23 protein-coding genes and 3 tRNA genes are annotated in these 20,444 nt (G+C 67.5%); 12 read left to right on the top strand and 14 right to left on the bottom strand.

Features of this window, described 5'->3' with window-relative positions:
- Positions 1–9: 9 nt before the first annotated feature.
- From FHU35_RS15735 to FHU35_RS15720, 4 genes are read left to right on the top strand one after another with little or no spacing between them, the layout of a single operon-like run.
- Positions 10–1,011 (top strand): bifunctional DNA primase/polymerase, encoded by a 1,002-nt coding sequence (locus FHU35_RS15735; RefSeq protein WP_145740324.1) that lies wholly within the window; start codon positions 10–12, stop codon positions 1,009–1,011.
- Positions 1,012–1,040: 29 nt separating this feature from the next.
- The gene (locus FHU35_RS15730) at positions 1,041–2,336 is read left to right on the top strand and encodes a DUF3631 domain-containing protein (RefSeq protein ID WP_145740321.1); all 1,296 of its coding nucleotides are present in this window, start codon (positions 1,041–1,043) and stop codon (positions 2,334–2,336) included.
- Positions 2,333–2,632, top strand: coding sequence for a helix-turn-helix domain-containing protein (locus FHU35_RS15725; RefSeq protein ID WP_145740319.1), 300 nt, complete (start codon positions 2,333–2,335; stop codon positions 2,630–2,632). Before FHU35_RS15730 ends, FHU35_RS15725 begins: the two co-directional genes overlap by 4 nt.
- Before the next feature lie 11 nt (positions 2,633–2,643).
- Positions 2,644–3,912 carry a tyrosine-type recombinase/integrase gene (locus FHU35_RS15720; protein ID WP_145740317.1) on the top strand — a complete coding sequence of 423 codons (1,269 nt, stop codon included), beginning with the start codon at positions 2,644–2,646 and terminating at the stop codon, positions 3,910–3,912.
- A gap of 92 nt (positions 3,913–4,004) precedes the next feature.
- Here FHU35_RS15720 and FHU35_RS15715 read toward each other — a convergent pair.
- Positions 4,005–4,089, bottom strand: a tRNA-Ser gene (locus FHU35_RS15715).
- Positions 4,090–4,139: 50 nt separating this feature from the next.
- Complete coding sequence (locus FHU35_RS15710; protein WP_145741409.1) at positions 4,140–4,568, bottom strand: MarR family winged helix-turn-helix transcriptional regulator; 429 nt, start codon at positions 4,566–4,568, stop codon at positions 4,140–4,142.
- Between the two features lie 169 nt (positions 4,569–4,737).
- Between FHU35_RS15710 and FHU35_RS15705 the strand changes: the two genes are divergently transcribed.
- The 4 genes from FHU35_RS15705 to FHU35_RS15690 all read left to right on the top strand — a co-directional run bounded on the left by FHU35_RS15705 (position 4,738) and on the right by FHU35_RS15690 (position 8,018).
- Positions 4,738–5,709, top strand: a complete 972-nt coding sequence (locus FHU35_RS15705; protein WP_145740315.1) for an ABC transporter ATP-binding protein — start codon at positions 4,738–4,740, stop codon at positions 5,707–5,709.
- Entirely contained in the window at positions 5,706–6,476 is a 771-nt protein-coding gene (locus tag FHU35_RS15700) for an ABC transporter permease (protein WP_145740312.1), read from the top strand. Before FHU35_RS15705 ends, FHU35_RS15700 begins: the two co-directional genes overlap by 4 nt.
- Before the next feature lie 281 nt (positions 6,477–6,757).
- The gene (locus FHU35_RS15695; RefSeq protein ID WP_145740310.1) at positions 6,758–7,570 is read left to right on the top strand and encodes a L,D-transpeptidase family protein; all 813 of its coding nucleotides are present in this window, start codon (positions 6,758–6,760) and stop codon (positions 7,568–7,570) included.
- A gap of 49 nt (positions 7,571–7,619) precedes the next feature.
- Positions 7,620–8,018 carry a hypothetical protein gene (locus FHU35_RS15690; protein WP_145740307.1) on the top strand — a complete coding sequence of 133 codons (399 nt, stop codon included), beginning with the start codon at positions 7,620–7,622 and terminating at the stop codon, positions 8,016–8,018.
- A gap of 219 nt (positions 8,019–8,237) precedes the next feature.
- Here FHU35_RS15690 and hisC read toward each other — a convergent pair whose 3' ends face one another.
- Positions 8,238–9,290: a histidinol-phosphate transaminase gene (gene hisC, locus FHU35_RS15685; protein WP_145740305.1), complete on the bottom strand. Its 1,053-nt coding sequence runs from the start codon at positions 9,288–9,290 to the stop codon at positions 8,238–8,240.
- A 311-nt stretch (positions 9,291–9,601) separates the two neighbouring features.
- Between hisC and FHU35_RS15680 the strand changes: the two genes are divergently transcribed.
- From FHU35_RS15680 to FHU35_RS15665, 4 genes are all read left to right on the top strand, one after another.
- Complete coding sequence (locus FHU35_RS15680) at positions 9,602–10,288, top strand: dienelactone hydrolase family protein (RefSeq protein ID WP_145740303.1); 687 nt, start codon at positions 9,602–9,604, stop codon at positions 10,286–10,288.
- A 65-nt stretch (positions 10,289–10,353) separates the two neighbouring features.
- Entirely contained in the window at positions 10,354–12,330 is a 1,977-nt protein-coding gene (locus FHU35_RS15675) for an acetoacetate--CoA ligase (protein WP_145740301.1), read from the top strand.
- A gap of 79 nt (positions 12,331–12,409) precedes the next feature.
- Positions 12,410–12,499, top strand: a tRNA-Ser gene (locus FHU35_RS15670).
- A 42-nt stretch (positions 12,500–12,541) separates the two neighbouring features.
- Positions 12,542–12,614 (top strand) — tRNA-Arg (locus FHU35_RS15665).
- Between the two features lie 104 nt (positions 12,615–12,718).
- Here FHU35_RS15665 and FHU35_RS15660 read toward each other — a convergent pair.
- From FHU35_RS15660 to FHU35_RS15610, 11 genes are all read right to left on the bottom strand, one after another.
- On the bottom strand, positions 12,719–13,912 hold the full coding sequence (locus tag FHU35_RS15660) for a tyrosine-type recombinase/integrase (RefSeq protein ID WP_145740299.1): 1,194 nt from the start codon (positions 13,910–13,912) through the stop codon (positions 12,719–12,721).
- Position 13,913: 1 nt separating this feature from the next.
- Positions 13,914–14,096 carry a helix-turn-helix domain-containing protein gene (locus tag FHU35_RS15655; RefSeq protein ID WP_145740296.1) on the bottom strand — a complete coding sequence of 61 codons (183 nt, stop codon included), beginning with the start codon at positions 14,094–14,096 and terminating at the stop codon, positions 13,914–13,916.
- A 2-nt stretch (positions 14,097–14,098) separates the two neighbouring features.
- Positions 14,099–15,472, bottom strand: a complete 1,374-nt coding sequence (locus FHU35_RS15650; protein ID WP_145740293.1) for a replication initiator — start codon at positions 15,470–15,472, stop codon at positions 14,099–14,101.
- A gap of 114 nt (positions 15,473–15,586) precedes the next feature.
- Positions 15,587–16,303: a hypothetical protein gene (locus FHU35_RS15645; RefSeq protein WP_246110344.1), complete on the bottom strand. Its 717-nt coding sequence runs from the start codon at positions 16,301–16,303 to the stop codon at positions 15,587–15,589.
- Positions 16,304–16,488: 185 nt separating this feature from the next.
- Positions 16,489–16,677: a hypothetical protein gene (locus tag FHU35_RS15640; protein WP_145740288.1), complete on the bottom strand. Its 189-nt coding sequence runs from the start codon at positions 16,675–16,677 to the stop codon at positions 16,489–16,491.
- A gap of 11 nt (positions 16,678–16,688) precedes the next feature.
- On the bottom strand, positions 16,689–17,258 hold the full coding sequence (locus FHU35_RS15635; protein WP_145740286.1) for a GGDEF domain-containing protein: 570 nt from the start codon (positions 17,256–17,258) through the stop codon (positions 16,689–16,691).
- 75 nt (positions 17,259–17,333) lie between these two features.
- The gene (locus FHU35_RS15630) at positions 17,334–18,815 is read right to left on the bottom strand and encodes an FtsK/SpoIIIE domain-containing protein (RefSeq protein WP_145740284.1); all 1,482 of its coding nucleotides are present in this window, start codon (positions 18,813–18,815) and stop codon (positions 17,334–17,336) included.
- An 85-nt stretch (positions 18,816–18,900) separates the two neighbouring features.
- A complete protein-coding gene (locus FHU35_RS15625) occupies positions 18,901–19,080 on the bottom strand; it encodes a hypothetical protein (RefSeq protein ID WP_145740282.1) in 180 nt (59 codons plus the stop codon).
- On the bottom strand, positions 19,080–19,328 hold the full coding sequence (locus FHU35_RS15620) for a hypothetical protein (RefSeq protein ID WP_145740280.1): 249 nt from the start codon (positions 19,326–19,328) through the stop codon (positions 19,080–19,082). Before FHU35_RS15620 ends, FHU35_RS15625 begins: the two co-directional genes overlap by 1 nt.
- A 100-nt stretch (positions 19,329–19,428) precedes the next feature.
- Positions 19,429–19,662 (bottom strand): hypothetical protein, encoded by a 234-nt coding sequence (locus tag FHU35_RS15615; RefSeq protein ID WP_145740278.1) that lies wholly within the window; start codon positions 19,660–19,662, stop codon positions 19,429–19,431.
- 295 nt (positions 19,663–19,957) lie between these two features.
- Positions 19,958–20,278: a hypothetical protein gene (locus tag FHU35_RS15610; protein ID WP_246110343.1), complete on the bottom strand. Its 321-nt coding sequence runs from the start codon at positions 20,276–20,278 to the stop codon at positions 19,958–19,960.
- Between the last annotated feature and the right edge of the window lie 166 nt (positions 20,279–20,444).

The raw sequence follows: 20,444 nt of genomic DNA, 5'->3' as shown, positions 1-20,444 counted from the left end.
GGGGCAGCCATGACTACGAACATCACCATTCCCAGCTGGCTTGCCGCCCAGGGCATGTACGTCTTCCCGCTGCGCCCGTTCAGCAAGCGACCGTTCGCCAACTGCCGGCACTGCAAGGCCGGCCACGCCGCACCCAAGGCCTGCCGGTGCCTGACCGCCGAGCAACCCTGCCACGGACTGCTCGCGGCTACCACCGATCAGGAGTTGATCCGGCAGTGGTGGACCCGCACACCCCGCGCCGGCGTGGGCATCGCCACCGGCCCGTCCGGTCTGGTTGTGCTTGACCTCGACCGCAAGCCCAAGCCGCCGGCACCGGCTGCCTACGACGTGCCCAGTCCGGTCGGCGACGGGTTGGAAGCCCTCGATGCCCTGACCATCGCCGCCGGAGCGTCCTGGCCGACCACGCTCACCGTCGCCACGCCCAGCGGCGGCCGGCACCTATATTTGCGCGCCCCGGCCGGGCTGGACGTGCCCAGCGATGCGACGGGGCGTGTGGGGCACCAGATCGACGTCCGCGCTCAAGGCGGCTACGTCCTGGCACCGGAAACCACGATCGCCGCGCCCCCGGAGGACACCGCCGGCACCTACAGCCGGATCTCCGCGACCGCTGAGATCGCCGAGCTGCCCGCCTGGCTGCGACACCGGGTCACGCCCCCGGCCACACCGGAACCGGTCGCTCCCAACCTCGGCGCGGGGCGGCCGGGTGATCACACTCCGGGCTACTGGGAGCGGGTCTGGGAAGGCCAGCTGACCAAGGTCGAGACCGAGCCGGGGGAGCGTTGGCAGCTCGTCTACGCGGCCGCGCGCCGCCTGGCCAACCTCGCTACCCACGACATCGCCCCGTGGACGGCGACCGAGGCGATCGACGCCCTGACCGCCGCCGCGCTTCGTCGGCGTGAGCGCACCGGCAAGCCGCTCGAACCCGCTGCCGCCCGACGCAACGCAATCCGGGGTTGGGAGCGCGGAACCCACGACGGCCCGGAATCCCTGCTGGGACGAGGCGCGGCATGACCACCACCGACACGAAGGGAGGTAGCTCGATGACGGCACCCACCACCGGCGCTGAGCTTTTGGACGAGCTCCACCAGGCGGTGACCCGGTACGTGATCCTGCCCAGCCCGCAGGCTGTCGACGCCGTGGTCCTGTGGATCGCCGCGACCCACGCCCAGCCTGCGTGGGCGCACGCCCCGCGCCTGGTGATCCGCGCACCGGAGAAGCGCTGCGGCAAGTCGCGACTGCTCGACGTGGTCGAAGCTGCCTGCCACGAGCCGCTGATCACCGTCAACGCCTCACCGTCGGCGGTGTACCGCTCGATCGACGATGACCCGCCCACCATGCTCGTCGACGAGGCCGACACGATTTTCGGTGCCGATGCCGGCAGCAACGAGGACCTGCGTGGCCTGCTCAACGCCGGCCACCAGCGGAACCGCCCGGCGATCCGGTACGACGCCAACACCCGCAAGGTCGAGGCCATCCCGACGTTCGCGATGGCAGCTCTGGCTGGCATCGGCGCGATGCCCGACACGATCGAAGACCGAGCGGTCGTGATCCGCATGCGCCGGCGCGCACCGGGCGAGAAGGTCTCGCCCTTCCGTCACCGCCGCGACCGACCGTCGCTCACCCGCATTGCGGAGAAGATCGGTGGATGGCTGCGTGCTGACCTGGACAAGCTCGAAGCTGTCGAACCCGAGATGCCGCTCGAAGACCGAGCGGCCGACACCTGGGAACCGCTGATCGCAATTGCTGACCACGCAGGGGAGACGTGGCCGGAGCGAGCGAGGCAAGCCGCTGTGGACCTGCTGGCCGAAGCCGACAACAGCGATCAGGGCTCGGTGCGAATCCGCCTGCTGGTCGACATCCGCCGCGCCTTCGCCGATCAGCAAGCCATCTCCACCAGCGACCTGCTGGGAAAGCTCAACGCCGACCTCGAAGCGCCCTGGTGCGAGTACGGCCCGCTGGGGCTCAACCCCAGCAAACTCTCGAAGCTGTTGACGGACTTCGAGATCCGATCCGGAAACGTCCGGTTTCCCGACGGCTCCCAAGCTAAGGGTTACCGCCGCTCGGACTTCGTCGACGCTTGGCAGCGCTACTGCCCACCCGAGGACGGTCCCGGAGAAGCGTCCCAGCCGTCCCAAGCGTCCCAACCCAGGTCAGCGCGGGACGGCAACACCGGCTGGGACGGCACGAGCCGTCCCACCCAGATCACCGGCCCAGTCCCGTGGGACGGCAAAAGCCGTCCCAACACCCCAAGCCGTCCCGCGCTGACCTGCATCGGGACGGATGGGACGGCTGGGACGGCTACCCCGGACGCCACGAACCACAGGGGGGTCGCATGACCGCGAACACCGCACAGCTCGCCGCCACGCTCGCATCGCTTGCGGCCTTGCTCGCGGATCAGCAGACCGCCGAGCCACCTCAGCCAGAGCAGGTAGTCCGTGCGATGCCGGAACGAGTGCTGCTGACGGTTGAGGAAGCCGCCGAGTGCCTCGGAATTGGCCGGACGAAGACCTACTCCCTGGTCCGCGATGGCGAGCTCGAATCCGTCCAGATCGGCCGGCTGCGCCGCGTGCCCAAGAACGCGATTGAGGACTACGCAGCCCGACTCGTTCAACGTCGACCGTCGAAGGCCTGAGGGAGATACCAATGGCGAAGAAGAGCAGGAACGCCAACGGCGGTTCGAGCATTCACAAAGGCTCTGACGGCTCGTGGCATGGATGGGTGAGTGTTGGAACCAAGGACAACGGGCGGCCGGACCGTCGGCACGTGCGTGGCAAGACGAAAACCGAAGTAGCAGCGAAGGTCCGCAAGCTTGAGCGCGAACGAGATGAGGGAAAGGTGCGCAAGGCCGGCCAGCCCTGGACGGTTGCGCAGTGGCTCACGCACTGGCTGGAAACCATCGTCGCGCCGCCGGCCATCACGGAAAACGCATGGGATGCCTACGCCAATGCCGTCCGGGTGCATCTTGTCCCCGGAATCGGTGGTCACAGGCTCGACAAGTTGGAACCGGAGCACCTTGAACGCCTTTACCGGAAGATGATCCAAGCCGGGGCGAAGGCGGGAAATGCGCACCAAGTTCACCGGACCATTCGTGCGGCGCTCAACGAGGCGAAGCGGCGCAAGCACATCACTGAAAACCCGGCGTCGATTGCCCGCGCGCCGAAGGTCGACGAGACCGAGGTTGAGCCGTACACGGTCGAAGAGATCAAATGTTTGCTCGAAACCGCTCAAGAGCAGCGAGACAGTGCGCGTTGGGCGATTGCCCTGGCTCTCGGCCTCAGGCAGGGCGAGGTGCTTGGCCTGCAATGGTCGGACGTCGACCTTGAGGCCGGGACACTCGTTGTTCGCCGGAATCGGCTCCGACCGAAGTGGAAGCACGGCTGCGGCGAGAAGTGCGGGCGCAAGCGCGCCGGACACTGCCCGCAGAGGGCCCCGGGCAGGGAGGAGACCGCAGGGACGAAGTCGCGGGCGGGGATGCGCGGCATGGGCCTTCCCGATGAGCTGGTTCAGCTGCTCAAGGAACACCGCGACCAGCAGGAGAGCGAACGGTACCTTGCGGCCGACATGTGGGAGGAGAGCGACTACGTGTTCACCAAGCCCAAGGGCGGCCCTCTCCATCCGCGAACGGACTACGCCCACTGGCTCCGGCTTCTGGAACGAGCCGGCGTCTCAGAAAGGCGGCTGCACGACGCCAGGCACACTGCCGCGACGGTCTTGCTCTTGATCGGAGTCCCGGAGCGGACGGTCATGGGCGTCATGGGGTGGTCCAACACCGCGATGGCGGCCAGGTACCAGCACGTGACCGCTGCGATCCGTCGCGACGTGGCCCACAGCGTCGGGGGACTGCTGTGGAAGTCGGCGGACGGCGAATCCGACTCAGATGGAAAGGTGGCCGAACCGTCGCGGACGGCCTGACGGGGCGCAACTGCTACCAAAACTGCTACCAGCAGCAACAGGGCCCGGTGGGGGAGATCCCCGCCGGGTCCTGTTTGTGCTGGTCAGCTGAGCGGAAGCGGCGGGATTCGAACCCGCGGTCGGTCTCCCGACGCTCGCTTTCAAGGCGAGTGCATTCGGCCGCTCTGCCACGCTTCCACGCCGCAGCGTAGCCAACTGCGCGTGGTCGGCCTACAGCCGGTCCGGGGTCATTCGATGCTGCGGAGGTGGCCGGTGAGGCGGGTGAAGATCTCTCCCAGGGTCTTCTGCTCGTCGGGCTCGAGCAGGTCGATCATGTGCTCGCGGACGCCCTGGACGTGGGAGGGGGCCGCTTCGCGCAGCTTGGCCATGCCCTTGTCGGTGAGGGCTGCGAGCACGCCGCGGCCGTCTTCCGGGCACTCCTGGCGACGGACCAGGCCCTCGCGTTCCAGCCTGCGGATCTGGTGGGACATGCGGCTCTTGGAGTGCGCGATGCCGGCCGCCAGTTCGCTCATGCGCATCCGCATGTCCGGCACCTCCGACAGCGAGACCAGGATCTCGTAGTCGGCGATCGACAGGCCGTGCGAGAGCTGCAGCTCTCGGTTGAGCCTGTGCTCCAGGAGCGCGCTGCCCACGATGTAGGCGCGCCACGCCGTCATCTCCGTGTCGCCGAGCCAGGGGGTCAGCTGTTCGGTCGTCGCCTCACTCACCCGGTCAGGCTACCGAGCTCCTGCGTGCTTCGGGATCGACTCGTGAGCCTCCGAACTAAATTGGATTGCCGGACCTCCGCTTCCCGTGACTAACATCGAACCCGAGCGAGGGGGCGATGTGACGGTCGCGGTCGAGGTCAACGAGCTGGTCAAGCGGTATCCCAAGAGTCGTGCCAACGCGGTCGACGGGCTCTCCTTCCAGGTGCGAGCGGGAGAGGTCTTCGGGCTGCTCGGCCCCAACGGTGCGGGCAAGACCACCACCGTCGGCATCCTCACCACCCGGGTCCAGCTGAGCAGCGGCACGGCGACCGTCGCCGGGGTCGACGTGGCCGCTGATCCGGTGGGTGCGCGCAGCAAGGTCGCCGTCGTGCCGCAGCGGGTGAACCTGGACCGCTCCCTGGACTCGCGGCAGAACCTCATCTGGCACGCCAACTACCACGGGGTTCCGCGGGCCGAACGGCATCGGCTGGCCGACGAGCTGCTGGACCGGATGGGTCTCTCCGACAAGGCCAAGGCCCGCGTCGACGACCTCTCCGGCGGTCAATCGCAGCGGCTGATGATCGCCCGCGCGCTGATCCACAAGCCCGAGGTCCTGTTCCTCGACGAACCCTCCACCGGCCTGGACCCGCAGGCGCGGCTGTTCGTCCACGACCGGATCAACGACCTGCGCGCCGAGGGCGTCACGGTGGTGCTGACCACGCACGACATGGACGAGGCGGAGAAGCTCTCCGACCGGGTCGGCGTCGTCGACCACGGCAAGCTGCTCACGCTGGACACCCCGGACGCCCTGATCCGCTCGCTGCCCGGCAGCGGGACGATCGACGCCACGGTGCTCCCCGACGGCTACGAGCCGGACAAGATCTCCGATCTGCTCGGGGAGGTCGACGGGGTGCAGCAGGTCGAGCGGATCAGCGGCGCCGACGCCGCCGAGCTGCGGATCCGGCTCTACGTCGGCTCCGAGCCCGCTGCGCTGCTGGGCCCGATCGCGCAGACACTGCACCAGCAGCGGATCCCGGTCAGCGACCTGTCGCTGGGCTCGGCGACGCTGGAAGACGTCTTCATCGACCTGACCGGACGGGAGCTGCGATGAGTTCGGTGCGCGCGTTTCTCGCCGTGCTCGGGCGCGACGTCTTCGTCACCGGCCGGGAGCTGCCGAGCTTCCTGGCGCAGGTGCTGGTGCAGCCGGTGGCGCTGCTGTTCATCTTCGGCAAGGTCCTCGGCGAGCTCGGCTACACCCAGCCCGGCTACGCGCAGGTGCTGCTGCCCGGGATGATCGCGCTCAACGCGTTCCTGGTGGCCCTGCAGAACACCTCGTTCCCGCTGGTCCTGGACTTCTCGTACTCGCGGGAGATCGAGGACCGGCTGCTGGCTCCGCTGCCGATCAGCTGGGTGGCGGTGGAGAAGATGCTCTTCGGAGCGCTGCGCGGGCTCTTCGCGGCGGTGCTGATGGTGCCGTTGGGCATGTGGATGCTCGGCCGGATCGACTGGGACCTGTCGGGTCTGCCGTTTGCGTTGCTGTGCATGGTGCTCGGTTCGGCGGCCGGGGCCGCGGTCGGGCTGACGGTGGGCGCGGCCGTGCCGCCGCGGCGCATCAACATCATGTTCGCGGTGATCCTGGCTCCGCTGATGTTCACCGGCGCGACCCAGTTCCCGTGGGCCCAGCTGGAGCACCTGCGCTGGTTCCAGGTGGTGTGCGCGATCAACCCGCTGACCTACGTCAGCGAGGGCATGCGCGGGGCGCTGCTGCCGGGGATCCCGCACATGGCCCCGTGGGTCTGCGTGGTGGCGCTGCTGTTCGCGCTGCTGCTGTTCGGCACTCTCGGCATCAGGTTCTTCCTGCGCCGCGCTCTCGACTGAGTGGTGTTCCAGGGCGGGTCGTCGCTCGAACGAGGGAAAAGATCCACACCATCAGGTGATCAGCTCTCCGTAACGACTCTGACTCGGTCCGTGAGCGAACACGTTTTCGCAGTTCAGCCGCCGAATGGGGGTCCTCGGCGAAGCGCAGGCCGGTGTAGTGGCGCGAAGGGGCGCGGATAGCTTCCCGTTGGCATTTGATCTCTCCGATCAGAAGCCGACCTCCGGGCGCCCAAGGTATTTCGGCCCGGAGGCCCACAGCGCCAACGGGCCAGGAGCCGATGATGAGCCTACGTCGCACAGCCGGCGGCACCGCACGCGTGGCGCGGTCTCTGACTGCCGCCGCGCTGGGTGTGGCATGCCTCGCGCTGACCGGTTGCGCTCCGGATCCGGACGCCGCCCCGGTCGAACGTCCGCCCTACGCCATGGCCAGGGCGGACCTGGGGATGCAGGCCGACTCCACCACCTTCGCCGACTTCCCCACCGCCCCAACGGACCCTGATCCGGCTGCGGCGAACGGCGGAGTGCTGCTGCGGGTTCTCTCCGACGTGGGCGTGCACCAATCGCCCGACGGCCCGGTGTTCGCGAAGCTGCCCGCCAAGCAGCTGAACAACCCGACGTGGGTGCCGGTGATCGCCGAGCGCGGCGGGTGGGCGCAGGTCCTGCTGCCCTCCAGGCCCAACGGCGCCACCGGCTGGGTGCAGGTGAACGGGCAGGTCGAACGTGCCCGCACCCCCTACGCGGTCGACGTCGAGGTCGACGCGCGCAAGCTCATGGTGCGCCGGAACGGCGCCGTGATCGGCGAATGGGTCGTCGGAGTCGGGGCGTCGGATTCACCGACGCCGCGCGGACGCACCTACATCATGGCCGCGATCGAAGAGACGGTCACCAAGTTCAGCCCGATCATCCTGCCGCTGGGCACCCACTCCAACACCTTCAGCACGTACGGAGGCGGACCGGGCACGGTCGCGCTGCACGGCTGGCCCGACCCCTCGGTCTTCGGCCAGGCCAGCAGCGACGGCTGCGTCCGCGTTCCCGACGACGCGCTGCGCCTGCTGGCAACGCTGCCACTGGGCACGCTCGTCCACCTGTGGTGACCGCGCCGCAGGAGGAATTCCCCCGAGGAAAAGGAAGAGGAAGCGATCTATGCGCAAGACTGCTTATCTGGCGGGCGCGCTGGCCATGGGTACCGCGAGCATGGTCATCGGTGGCACCCAGGCGTTCGCCGACAGCACCGACAACGACGGCGTCAACGTCGGCAACGACAACAACCTGAGCTTGCTGCCGGTCCAGCTGTGCGGCAACAACATCGCCATCCTCGGCGCGGTCGTGCCCATCGCGTCCCCGCAGAACGTGGTGTGCGCCAACGCTCCGATCGAGGAAGGCCCGAGCGAGCCGCCGGCCGAGGAGCCCACCGAGCCGCCGGAGACCGAGCCGACACCGCCGACCGAGCAGCCGCCGAACGACGAGGTTCCCCCGAGCGAGACGCTGCCCGAGGCTCCGGCACCCGTTGCGGTGCAGGGCCACCACGCGGTGACCGGCTGAAGTTCGCTCGAACGGATGGGCCAACCACCTGAACGGGTGGACACCTGCCGCTTTTGTGGCGGCAGGCCTGGCCCGCCACTACATTCCGGTGCTGCGTAGATCGCTACGCGTAAAAAGTGCGGTCGTTTCGGCTCAAACGACCGCATCCGCAGCGGTGGCGGTCGGCGAAGTCACTCCCCCTCTCTTCGCCGGCCACCACCGTTGCTCCTCCTCAGGAGTTCAGCTTCCGAAGGACTTCGCGGCCGCCAGGAACGCGTCGTTCTCGTGCGCCTGGCCGATGGTCACCCGGGCTCCCTCTCCGGCGAAAGCCCGCACCACGACGCGGTTCTCCAGGCAGTGCTCGTTGAATTCGCCGGTGCGCCCGCCGAGCGGCAGCCACACGAAGTTGGCCTGCGTCTCCGGGACCTCGTAGCCCATCGCGACCAGCTCTCGGTGAACCCGCCCGCGTTCGGCGACCACGTCGGCGCAGCGCCTGCGGAGCTCGTCCTGCGCCTGCAACGAGGCGATCGCCGCGGCCTGGGCGAGAGCGTTGACGCTGAAGGGGATCGTGACCTTGCGCAACGTCTCGGCGACCTTCACCGGTCCGATCGCGTACCCGGCGCGCAACCCGGCCAGCCCGTAGGCCTTCGAGAAGGTCCGCATCGACACGACGTTGTCGCGCACCCGCGAGATCTCCACCCCGTCCGGCGCGTCAGGGGAGTCGACGAACTCGAAGTAGGCCTCGTCGAGCACGACCAGGACGTCCTCGGGCACCCGGTCCAGGAAGGCGTCCAGCTCGGCCGCGCGGACCAGCGTTCCGGTCGGGTTGTTCGGCGTGCACACGAAGATCAGCCGCGTGGCCGGGGTGATCGCGGCCAGCATCGCTTCGAGGTCCAGGGCGTGGTCGCCGGTCAGCGCCACCTTGACCTGCTTGGCCCCGACGACCTGCGTGATGATCGGGTAGGCCTCGAACGACCGCCACGGGAAGACGACCTCGTCCTCGGAGGTGCAGGTCGCCTGCACCAGCTGCTCGCACAGCGCGACCGAGCCGCAGCCGACCGCGATCCGCTCGGGCGCGACGTCGTAGTGCGCGGCGAGGGCCTCGGTCAGCGCGCTGACCCCCATGTCCGGGTAGCGGTGGACCTCGGTCGCGGCGTCGTTGATCGCCGTCACCGCGCTCGGCAACGGTCCCTCGGAGACTTCGTTGCTGGCCAGCTTGATCGAACCGGGAACGGTCCGGCCCGCCACGTAGGGCGGCAACTGCTCCAGGTCGGCACGGGTGCGCACGCTCATCGACATCTCCTACCTCGATCCGTCACCAGCGACGTTATCCCGCCGCGGCCCGTCCCCACACCACCGCTGTCCCCTTCCCGCCGCGGGCACGAGGACCCCTCGACTGGGTGGTGTGTCCAGGAGCAGCCCAGTTTTAGTCCAAACCGAGCCATGATCATGTCTGAAATGTCGGCTCAGTTTGGACTAAAACTGGCCGTTTCCCATGCTCGTTGTCATCGTCCGGGCGGCGGGGGAAGCCTTTCGATCGAGTGTTGGTCCGTATGGATGACGCTGTTGCCCCGCGTTCACCTACCTGTGGTTACCTGCCGGGCATGATCCAAACCCGTACCGAGACGATCTCGCTCACCGACGGCACGGGGTTGCGGCTCACGGTCGCCGAGCCCGACAACGTGGTGCGCGGTGGCCTCGTCTTCCTGCACGAGGCGCGCGGAATCACGGATCGGGTCCGCAAGCTCTGCCGCGTCCTGGCTCAGGAGGGCTGGCTCACCGTGGCACCGCACCTCTACCACCGCGACGGTGCCGACGAGGTCGCCGACGACCAGAGCGAGCACGAGCAGGTCCGGAAGCTCTCGGGCGAGTCGATCCTGGCCGACACCGACGCGGCGTTCCTGTGGCTCTCCGACCAGGGCGTTCCCCTCGACCGGCAGGGGATCATGGGCTTCGACATCGGCGGCTCGGCGGCCCTGGTGGTCGCCTCGAGCCGGTCGATCGGCGCCGCGGTCAGCGTCGGCGGCACCGGCATCCTCGAACCGCTGTCGGCGGCGCTCCCGCCGCTGGTGGACGTCGCGGGCGAGCTCGCGTGCCCGTGGCTCGGCATCTACGGCGACGACGTCGAGGCCGGTGAGGTCGACAAGCTCCGCGAGGTCACCGACGACGCCGAGGTCGTCACCGACGTCGTCCGCTACCCGGGCGCCGGCCACCGCTTCGACCTCGACGCGGACGCTGCGGCCGACGCCCTGCGCCGCGCTCGCAACTGGTTCGACCTGCACCTCCGCTGAACTGGTACGCACGGGGTGACGTTCGCCCTGGCAGGATCGCGCTCCGGTGAGTTAGGAAGTAGCTCATGACGACCGCACCGGAGCTGTTGTGGGAACCGAGCCCGGAACGAGTGGCCGAGAGCAGGATGGCCGCCTTCCGCTCGTGGCTGCGCGAGGAGCGCGGGCTCGACCTGGCGGACTACCGCGCCCTGTGGGAGTGGTCGGTGTCCGACGTGCCGGCCTTCTGGTCGGCGATAGCCGAGTTCTTCGACGTCACCTTCCACGACCGCGCGGAGGAGGTGCTGGTCGAGGAGGTCATGCCGGGCGCTCGCTGGTTCCCCGGTGCGACGCTGAACTACGCCGAGCACGCGCTGCGCGACGGCGAGGGCAAGGGCGATGAGGACCTCGCGGTGGTCTTCGTGCGCGAGGACGGGCTCAGCGAGGAGATCAGCTACGGCGAGCTGCGCAACCGGGTCGCCGCCGCTCGGTCCGCGCTGGCGGAGCTGGGCGTCGGTGCGGGTGACCGGGTCGCCGCGCTGGCCCCGAACAGCCCGGAGACGCTGGTGGCGTTCCTGGCCGCTGCGAGCCTGGGTGCCACCTGGTCGTCTTGCTCCCCGGACTTCGGCGTCCGCGCAGTCGCCGACCGCTTCGTGCAGATCGAGCCGAAGGTGCTCATCGCCGTGGACGGCTACTGCTACGGGGGCCGCCGCTTCGACGTCCGCGAGACCGTCGACCAGCTGCGCGCGGAGATGCCGGACCTGGCCGCGACGGTCCTGATCGACTACCTCGGCGAGGAGCACGGGCTGTCCGGCGCGCTGGACTGGTCGGAGCTGCTGGCCCACCATCGCGGGGCTTCGCTGGAGTTCACCGCGGTGCCCTTCGACCACCCGCTGTGGATCCTGTACTCGTCGGGCACGACGGGTCTGCCGAAGGGCATCGTGCACGGCCACGGCGGCATGGTCCTGGAGCACCTCAAGGCCGTTGGTCTGCACTGCGACCTGGGGCCGGGGGACCGGTTCTTCTGGTTCACCACGACCGGCTGGATGATGTGGAACTTCCTCCTCGGCGGCCTGTTGACGGGCACCACGCTGGTGCTCTTCGACGGCAGTCCGGGCTACCCGTCGCTGTCGTCGCTGTGGGAGCTGGCGGCCCGGTACCGGGTGAACTTCTTCGGCACGTCGGCTCCGTTCATCCAGAGCTGCCTCAAGCGCGAGCTGCGCCCGAAGGACGAGTTCGACCTCTCGGCGCTGCGCGCGGTCGGTTCGACCGGTGCGCCGCTGAGCACCGACGGGTTCCGCTGGGTGGCCGACGCGGTCGGCTCGGACGTGCAGATCGCGAGCGTCTCCGGCGGCACCGACCTGTGCACGGCGTTCGTCGGCGCGAGCCCGGACGTCCCGGTGTGGCTGGGGGAGATCTCCTGCCCGATGCTGGGCGCGGCGGCGGCGTCCTACGACGAGTTCGGCAAGGAGCTGCACGAGGAGGTCGGCGAGCTGGTGCTGACCAAGCCGATGCCGACGATGCCGGTGTTCTTCTGGAACGACCCGGACGGAACCCGCCTGCGCGAGGCCTACTTCGACGAGTTCCCGGGCGTGTGGCGGCACGGGGACTGGGTCCGGATGACCGATCGGGGCTCCCTGGTGATCTACGGCCGGAGTGATTCGACCCTCAACCGCGGTGGCATCCGGATGGGCACCGCCGAGTTCTACCGCGTGGTCGAGGGTTTCGAGCAGATCGCCGACTCGCTGGTGATCGACACGTCCGGTGCGGGCGAGACCGACGGCGAACTCCTGTGCTTCCTGGTCCTGGCGGAGGGAGTGGAGCTCCCGGAGGTCATCGATGATCTGAAGGCCGCTCTGCGCACCGAGCTCTCGCCGCGCCACGTGCCGAACCGCTTCATCGTCGTCGACGAGGTTCCGCGCACCCTGAACGGCAAGAAGCTGGAGGTGCCGGTGAAGAAGATCCTCGCCGGAACCCCGCCGGAACGCGCCGTCAGTCGCGACGCATTGCTCAACCCGTCGGCACTGGATCCGTTCGTGCAGCTCAGCGGCGACGCGGCGACGTGAGCCGGCGAGAGGGGACCCCCCTGTTTCAGGGCCAGATGGAGGTGTGTAAAGTTTTCTCCGGTGGCCGCGAAGGACGCCGGGAGGCTTCGCCTAGTCTGGTCTATGGCGCCGCACTGCTAATGCGGTTGGGGGTTACGCCCCCTCCCGGGTTCAAATCCCGGAGCCTCCGCAAGGGGCCTACCCTACGGGGTAGGGTCCGACAATTGAACAAGCGCCCGTAGCTCAACGGATAGAGCATCTGACTACGGATCAGAAGGTTTGGGGTTCGAATCCCTACGGGCGCACGTCTGGTCGAGACAGCAGAAACCCCCTCTCGCAGGGGGTTTCTTGCTTTTCGGGGTGGCAGTGGGGGTCGCGTGCTGATCTTGCCGCGACCCCCACTGCCACTTTATTGCCACTTTTGCTCATCGTCCGAGCGCACGAGCTCGTCGAGCACGTCGGCGCTGCGGCGCGTCTCCTGACCGCGCCCCATGTAGGTGTTGAGCGTGGTCCAGGGGTTCGAGTGGCCCAGGAGATCGGCGATCTCGCGGGCGGTCAGCCCGGCCCCATCGAGGAGCGTCGCGAAGGTCTTCCGAAGGGTGTGGAAGGTGACCCACTCGTAGCCCGCTCGCTTGCGGAAGGGCAGCCACACGCGGTTGGTGAGGTTGGCGAAGTTGAGGTAGCCGCCCCGGGAGTTCGTGAAGACCGGCTTACCCGGATCGACCTGTCCCAGCTTCGCCCGCCGCTCGGTGAGCATCGCGACGGCCCAGCTCGGCAACGGGATGTCGCGCTCGGCCGACGTTTCGCTCTTGCCCTTGTTCCGGACCGCTCCCTTTCCGCGTGCCTGGATGAGGTTGCCACCCATCCGCAGCTTCTGAGCCTCAGCGTCGAAGTCCTCCCAGTGCGCCCCGAGGGCTTCACCGGCACGTTCGCCGGTCGCGGTGACGAAGCGCACCAGGTCGGGAAGGTCCTTGCCCCGAGCTTGTTCGTCCGCGTCGAGCTTGCCGAGGAAGTCCATCAGCTCATCAGCGGTCAATGCCCGCGGCTTCTTCTTCTTGGTCTTCGCTCGGCGCTCGGTCAGCGGAGCGATCTGCCTGACCGGGTTCTCTTCGACGGCGCCGGCCTGGACCGCGTAGGTCATGACGTTGCTGATCACGGCTTTGACGTGCTTGGCCAGACTCAGGCTGTTGGCCTTGAGCTTGGACTGGCACAGTGCGTTGACCACCGGAGTCTTGACCTCGAAGAGCCGGAGGTTTCCGAGCTGCGGCTTGACGTGGTTGCGGTAGGTGTCACTGTAGGTGTCCACAGACGACAGCGAGTAGATCCCGTTCTCGGCATCCGTCCGGAACTCGCCAAGCCACATCTCCGCGACGTCGGAAAACAAGGACTGGGCAGTGATCTGGGCACTCAAGGACCGCGAGGTGATGTTCTTTACCGCGTCCCGGACAGCCTGCTTGGCCTGCTCCTTGTTCTTCCGCGTGCGCCGGACATCGATGTACGAGCCGTCTTCGTGCCGGTACTTGCAGCGAGCCGTCCAGCCTGCGCTGACTTCCTTGACCCGGATCTCGCCCATGCTGCCCAGCGGCAGCGCCAGCCGTCCCATCTCAGATCACCCCCTCTGCCAGCGACTCGAACCATCGCTCGACGTCCTCGGGCTTGTACCGGACGTACTTGCCGATCTTGCGCCCGGCAGGACCGTAGCCCCGGCAACGCCACTGGTAGACGGTGTTGAGCGGTACGCCGAGGTAGTTCGCCACCTCCGAAGGGCCCCACAGGTTGCGGATCATGGTCAGTCCTTCCTTTCGTTGGCGTAGCGGTGTTTTCGTGCTTCGCGTTGGCGGTCGGCGATGGCGAGTGCGAGTTCTTGTTCCTCGGGGTCGCGGTGGCCGATGCTGGTCATTTCCCAGTGGTTGATCACGGCCACGGAGTCGGCGGTGACGCCGATTTCGTCGAGGTTCTGTTCCAGCCGCCAGGTCTGGCGGTCGCCCCGGATCTGTTTGAAGGTCGTGGAGTAGCGCTGGGACTTGGACAGGAAGTGCCCTCGGAAGGCGAGCATGTGGCACCAGCGGCGCAGGTTGAGCCCGTCGAGCTCGTTCAGGCCGCCGAGGTCCCACGCGGTGCGCATGATCTTCCGGTGGTGCTCGCTGGCGGCCAGGAGCTCGATGTGTTCGCGGGAGCGGATCGGCCGGTCGGCCGCTTCCGATTTGCCGGTGCCCTTGGTGGCGTACTTGGCGACGTAGGAGGCCAGCCGGTCATCGGTGATGGTGCCCTGGTCGTCTTCGACCTGGTGGGCATCCACCGCACGGATCGGGCGAACGTCGATCTGATCGCCCCAGGTCAGCAGCCGTGTCGTGCTGTCGATCTCGGGAGCTTCGACGCCGGTCGCGGCGTGTGCGGCGTGAACAGCGTCGGTGAGCAGATCCGCCGTGGCCCATGACGGAGTCGCGTCGCCCGCTCCCTCGGGGCCGTCGATGCGGATCATCGCGTGGAAGTGGATGATCCCGCGCTTCTGGAACTCGGCGACCTTGGCATACGACAGCCGAGCGTGGTCCTTGAGCTCCTTGACCGGGAGGCCGGCCGCGCGGGCGATATAGCGCCGGAGGTAGATGGTGAAGCGGTTCCACAGCTTTCCGGCGTGGGCCTGCCATAGGACGTGGCCGGTGTAGTCGTAGCCGCTCGGGTCGACGGGCTGGCCGATGGCCGGGTCGTGTTCGTGGTGGTAGCGCGCGCAGCGGCACGGAACCTGCTTGCCGTTGGGAGAGGTGCGGCGGTTGTGGACCGGCCCGAAGCTCGGGGCGGTCAGGGTGACGAACAACCGCGGTTTCTCGGCCACGGTGACCGGCACGCCCTTGGAGCCGCCGGACATCCCGGCACGCACGAGGTGGAAGGCGTCAGCGGCGTAGCGGTCCGAGCACGCCGGGCAGACGGACTCGCGGCGGTTGCCGCAGGGGGCGAACAGGTGCCCGGACTTCATCGCCGGGGTGCCGTCGGGCTTGGACAGCACCGTGCCGGTGGTCTTGTCGGTGAGCATCCAGTGTCCGGACAGCCGGACCGGGTGGGCGCATCCGCCGGTGGCTTCGACCATCGAGCGCCACTGCTGGTAGTCCGGGGACTGGAGCCGCCGGGCGAGGCGGTCCACCGCCGGGACTTCGGGCAATGCCATGTGACCTCCCAGAAGAGTGCTCGGCGGAGCACCCACGGAGGTCGGTCCCGTGCCCGGTGGATGCCCGCCGAGCAGGGTTGAACTCGCGATCTTCAGTTGTGCGGTGCCGTCGCATCAGGCCACAGCGTGGCCGTTGGTGACGGGCTTGTCGGTCGCGTTGAGATCGGCGACGATCTGCGCGGCCATCGGTTCCGGCAGCCGGACAAGCTGGCGGACATCAGCCGGGGTGAAGTCCCGGCCCTCGGTTTTGGCTCGTTCCCAGGCGTCGGTAATCGCCTTGAGGATGTCCGGCGGAAGGTTCATTGATTTGCCGATGACCGAGGTGGTGTCCGGTCGGTCCGCCGGTCGCGGACGTTCGGTTGACTCGGTGGCCGGCCTTTTCGGCACCTCCGGCTGTTCTGGCGGAGGTGGTGGGTCGGTGGCGGCGTAGGCGGCCAAGATGACCTGCCGTTGCCGGGCCTGAATGACTGGGATGACTTCGGCGATGCCATAAACGATGACCGGAATGATCGCGTGCACGACCGCCGAACCGGCGTTGAACTCCGCCCACCGGCCCCGCAGCAGCGGGATCAGTTGCGGGATGACGTTCATCAACAGCGTCGAGGTCAGCAAGACCCGCTTGAGCCGGGACCACCACTGGTGATCAGGCGACACCCCGTGGGCGAGGATCACCGCCTCGAAGTTCAGCAGCACGATCAACAGCCCCGCGAACATCGGCTCGACCGTCCAGGCCGCCCACCACAACGGATCAGCCGGTGTGGAACGTCCGGCGAGGAACTGCTGAACACCGGTGGTGGTGAACACCAGCCCCAGCGCCAGGAAGAACCACAACCCGGCCAGCGTCCGCCGCCCGTTGCGCTCCATCTCCACGGCCTGAAGGTCAGGGTCGCGGATCAAACCCCGAAGGCGACGTGCCTCGGAGATCCGGTCGCCGAGCTTGCGCACCCGCCGCGTCCGCCCGTCGCTACCGGAGTCCTCGGTCTCGGTCTGTTCGGTTTCGGGCATGGTGGTGCCTCCTACTGCTTCGCGGGAGAAAACAGCGTGATCAGGACCCGGACCAGCAGGATTAACCCGATTCCGATGCCGATCGCGACGGCGGGGCTCAGCACGAGCCACACGAGTGCCAGCACGGCAAGGACGAGGGCCAGGACGCCGAGGCTGGTCAGGACGCCTTTGCCGGACAGTTCAACGTGGACTATGTGCATGGTGAATCTCCCTACTGTGGTTGAGGAATCGCAATATCGGTGCGCGAGTGGTTGGTGTGTTTGTCTCCGTACATCCGGTCATCTGCCGATCCGAGCAGGTGGCTGAGGTCTGCCGATTCGGCCGGCATCGTCATCACCCCGAGCGCCATCGAGACTTCGACGGGCTGGCCGTCGATGGCGGTGATCTGCGTGATGGCGGATTGGAGCTGGCGCACCCGGTGTTCGGCGGCGGCCTGGTCGGTGATGCCGGGCAGCAGGACGGCGAACTCGTCGCCATGCAGCCGGACCGGGATCTCACCGCGGCAGGTTTCGCGTGCCAGCACGCGGGCGACCTCGATGAGGACCTGGTCGCCGAAGCGGTGGCCGTAAGTGTCGTTGAACGCCTTGAACCCGTTCATGTCCCCGACCGCCACCGCGACCGGTCCCGAGCGACGCCGACGCCGGAACTCGGCTTCCAGCGCAGCCCGGTTGGCCAGACCAGTCAGCGGGTCGGAGAGGGTCTTTTGCCGGTAGCGCCAGGCGTAGCCGGTAGCGGCCACCGTGGTTGCGGTCGTGACGCTTAAGGCGAGTTGTGCCAGCATGGGTCTTGCCTCCATTCGAGGTAAGGCCCGCCCGACTCCGCCAAGAGTTCTCGGGCGGGCCGCTTGATTTCCTGGTCAGGCGATCTCTTCGTCTTCTTCGTCGTCGCCCTCGAACTGCTCGATGGTGTCGATCTCGTCGTCCTCGAAGTCTTCGAAGTCGACCTCGTAGGGGTTGGTGACCGTGCCGTCCGGGAGCTCGATCTCCTTGCGGATCGGGGTCACGTTGGACAGCTCGGTGCAGAAGGCCACCAGCTCGGCGATGTCGTCATCGGTGCTGAAGGCCGCTCGCACGCGCTGGGGCTCCTTGCGGCCGTCGTTCTTGGCGTAGGCGACACCGGCGAGGTAGGTGGGGATCTTGTCGGCGAACGCGCCGAGGTCCCGCATCCCTTCGCCGAGGCACATGTCCACGTACGAGGCGGCATCGACTCGCAGCGCGATCTTGGTTGGGAACAGCCCGCGCATCGGGACGACGTCCTTGGTGGGTTCCTGCGTCGCGGCGATGATCCGGCCGCCCACCGCGCGGAACTGCGTGAGCCCCTTGGACAGCAGCTGGTGGAACTCCACCCGGATGTCCCGGTCGGTGTAGGCGGTCATCGCGGCCAGCTCGTCGCAGATCAGCACATCCAGCGGGGTTTCCCGGGACGGGGTGGCGTTGCGGATGCCCTGACGGCCGAGGTCGAACTTGCGCTCGTCCAGGGTCTCGACGTACTCCCGCATCAGCGCGAGCCCGGCGCGGTCGGAGTCGGCGAAGCGGTGGAACATCTCCCGGCCGCCACCGAGTTCCATGCCGCCCTTGGGGTCGATCACCCACAGCCGGACGTGACCGGCCCGGATCAGCGGTGCCAAAGCGCGCTGGATGCCCCACAGCCACGAGCCCTTACCCGCGCCGGTCTCCCCGGCCAACAGGACGTGGATGTCCCGCTTGAGGAGGTCGAGGTGGAAAGGCCGGCCGAATTCAGTCCGGCCGATCTCCAGCTTGCGCAGATCCACCGTGTCCACCGATTCCGGCAACACCGGGAGCGGGATAACCATCTCGTTGAACGGTTCGCGCCGCTGGAAGTCCAGGGCGATCTTGCCGGGCTTGAGGATGCGCATCGAGGCTGCGTGGGCCTTGAAGGAGTTGGCTAGCCGGTCGAGCGCCTGGCCGTAGTCCTCGGGCTGTTGGCCCTTGGCCATGCGGATGTGCAGCGAGTCCCACACCCAGTTCGAGCGCACCGCCACCAGCTTCGGCACCAGCGAATCGCCCCGGTGGTCAGCGGTGACCAACCCGCAGGAGGCGACCACCCGCATCCATTGGCGCTGGTAGATGACCCATCGTCTCCACCAGGCCCGCAGAAGCCGTCCGGCGAAGCGGTCGAAGGTCGGGGCGTCCAGCAGCCGCCACGAGGCACCGGCCAGCACCGCGAGGCCAGCCGCCCACAGCACCATCTGATAGCCGAGCATCACGCCCGCCGAGCTCACCGCCGTCGTGCTGCCCATCGTGCGGGGGTGCCGCAGCATCCAGCCGCCGACCACCCGCGCCGGAGTCCGTTCCGTGCCCACTCGCGTGTCTCGCATGACTGCCTGCCCTTTCCATGAAAAAGGGCGTCGGACTCCCGCTCTGGGAATCCGACGCCCTGCCGTGCTTGACGTTCGTTGTGGGTTAGCTTCTGCGCTGCGACATCTCCATGTGGGCGACCAGGTCGCCGACCGCCCGCTTGAGCGTGTTCAGCGGGCCGCCGAGCCCTTTCGGGATCCCGAAGTTGGTCACGGTCTTGGTCAGCTCCAGCATCGTCGCGTCGATCTCGCGCACCGTGCCGGTCACACCGTCTGTATCGGCCATTACTTGTACTCCTTCGCAACACTCGATCCACCGTGCTCGGCGATGCCCTCACGCACCGCATCCGCCGCCTTCGCCACCGCAGCGGCCAACTCCTGGGCCTCCACGTAGTGCCGGTCCTCGACAAACTCACCGTCAAGGAACTCGACCTTGTTCACGTCCTGGTTGAGCTGATCCATCAGCCCACCAATTGCCGACAGCCGCTTGACCCCGCGCGAATTGCGCCGGAACAGCTGCTTCGAGATCTCCACCAACTCTCACCCTTCCCAATCCGCCCCCGAGACCATCCCGAGGGAAACCTATGGCTACCGACGACGCCCGAGGCAGCCCGAACCATAAAGTTCCAGAACGTCACTCACCGGAATTCACCTCGATCTCGTCAACCACGCCGATCGCCTTCTGGACCGTGTGCAGGCAGTCGTAGAGCTGCCGAGGCACCTCATGCATCTCGCGGCCAATCACGCTTGGCCCGCCGGGAACATCGATCGAATACGCCACGTCACCAGCGGTCGTGAAAGCCTCTGTAAGCTCCGTGGACAGCCGCCGCAGGTCTTCCAGGACGCGATCGCGATCAACACTGGTCATCACAGAACCACCAACCACGACCGGTCCTTGCAGAACTGATCATGCGTGTGCCGGTAGAGCCACTTATCGCAGTGACACGCCGGACAATACTTGAGCGACATTTCCCAATCTCCTTTCCGAAAGGCCATAAAGACCCCCGGTGCATCCGCAGACGGCCGGGGGCCAATAAAGCCCTACCGGTGCAATTTTCACCGGTTTTGGGCATAGCTCGGCCCACTATGTAATTCTCAAACAACAAGCAGCCGGAATTGGCTTAGAAAGAGTCAGATAGAAACGGTCAGGCTCGGTGGCTCAATCAGGCGGCGGCCGAAGCCTTCGCGCCGAGCGGGGTCATGCCGTTGGCTCGGAAGGACAGACCTGAGCGACCGTTGCGCTCCCAGTAGCTAACCGTCGCGTCGATCAGCTCGATATAGGTGCCTTCCTCGAAGTCCTCGCCGGGGTCGGCGGTCAGGGTCACCTTGATCTCCTCGCCCTTCCCCGCGAACTCGCCGGGCTGGGCCTTGCGCTTCGCGAACAGCGAGACGATGAACTGCTGAACGCCGTTCCGGTCAGTCGCGACCTCCTGAACGCCCTTGTCGTTCTCGAACATCTTCAGCGCCGGGGCCTCGGTGACCATGAGCTTGTGACCCTGCAGGTTGACCGGGATGTTTCGCACTGTCCTACCTCCGCTTGATCTCTGTGAATGTTGGCCAGCTTGGCTAGCCATGTACAGATTAGACCAGCCTGGCTAGCCATGTCAAGAAATTGGCCAGGTTGGCTAGTCAGATCAAGGAGCACTGCGA

Source organism: Saccharopolyspora dendranthemae, assembly GCF_007829955.1.
Taxonomy (GTDB): Bacteria; Actinomycetota; Actinomycetes; order Mycobacteriales; family Pseudonocardiaceae; genus Saccharopolyspora; species Saccharopolyspora dendranthemae.
The sequence above is the reverse complement of the archived record's forward strand: the minus strand, read 5'-3'. Positions and strand labels throughout refer to the sequence as shown.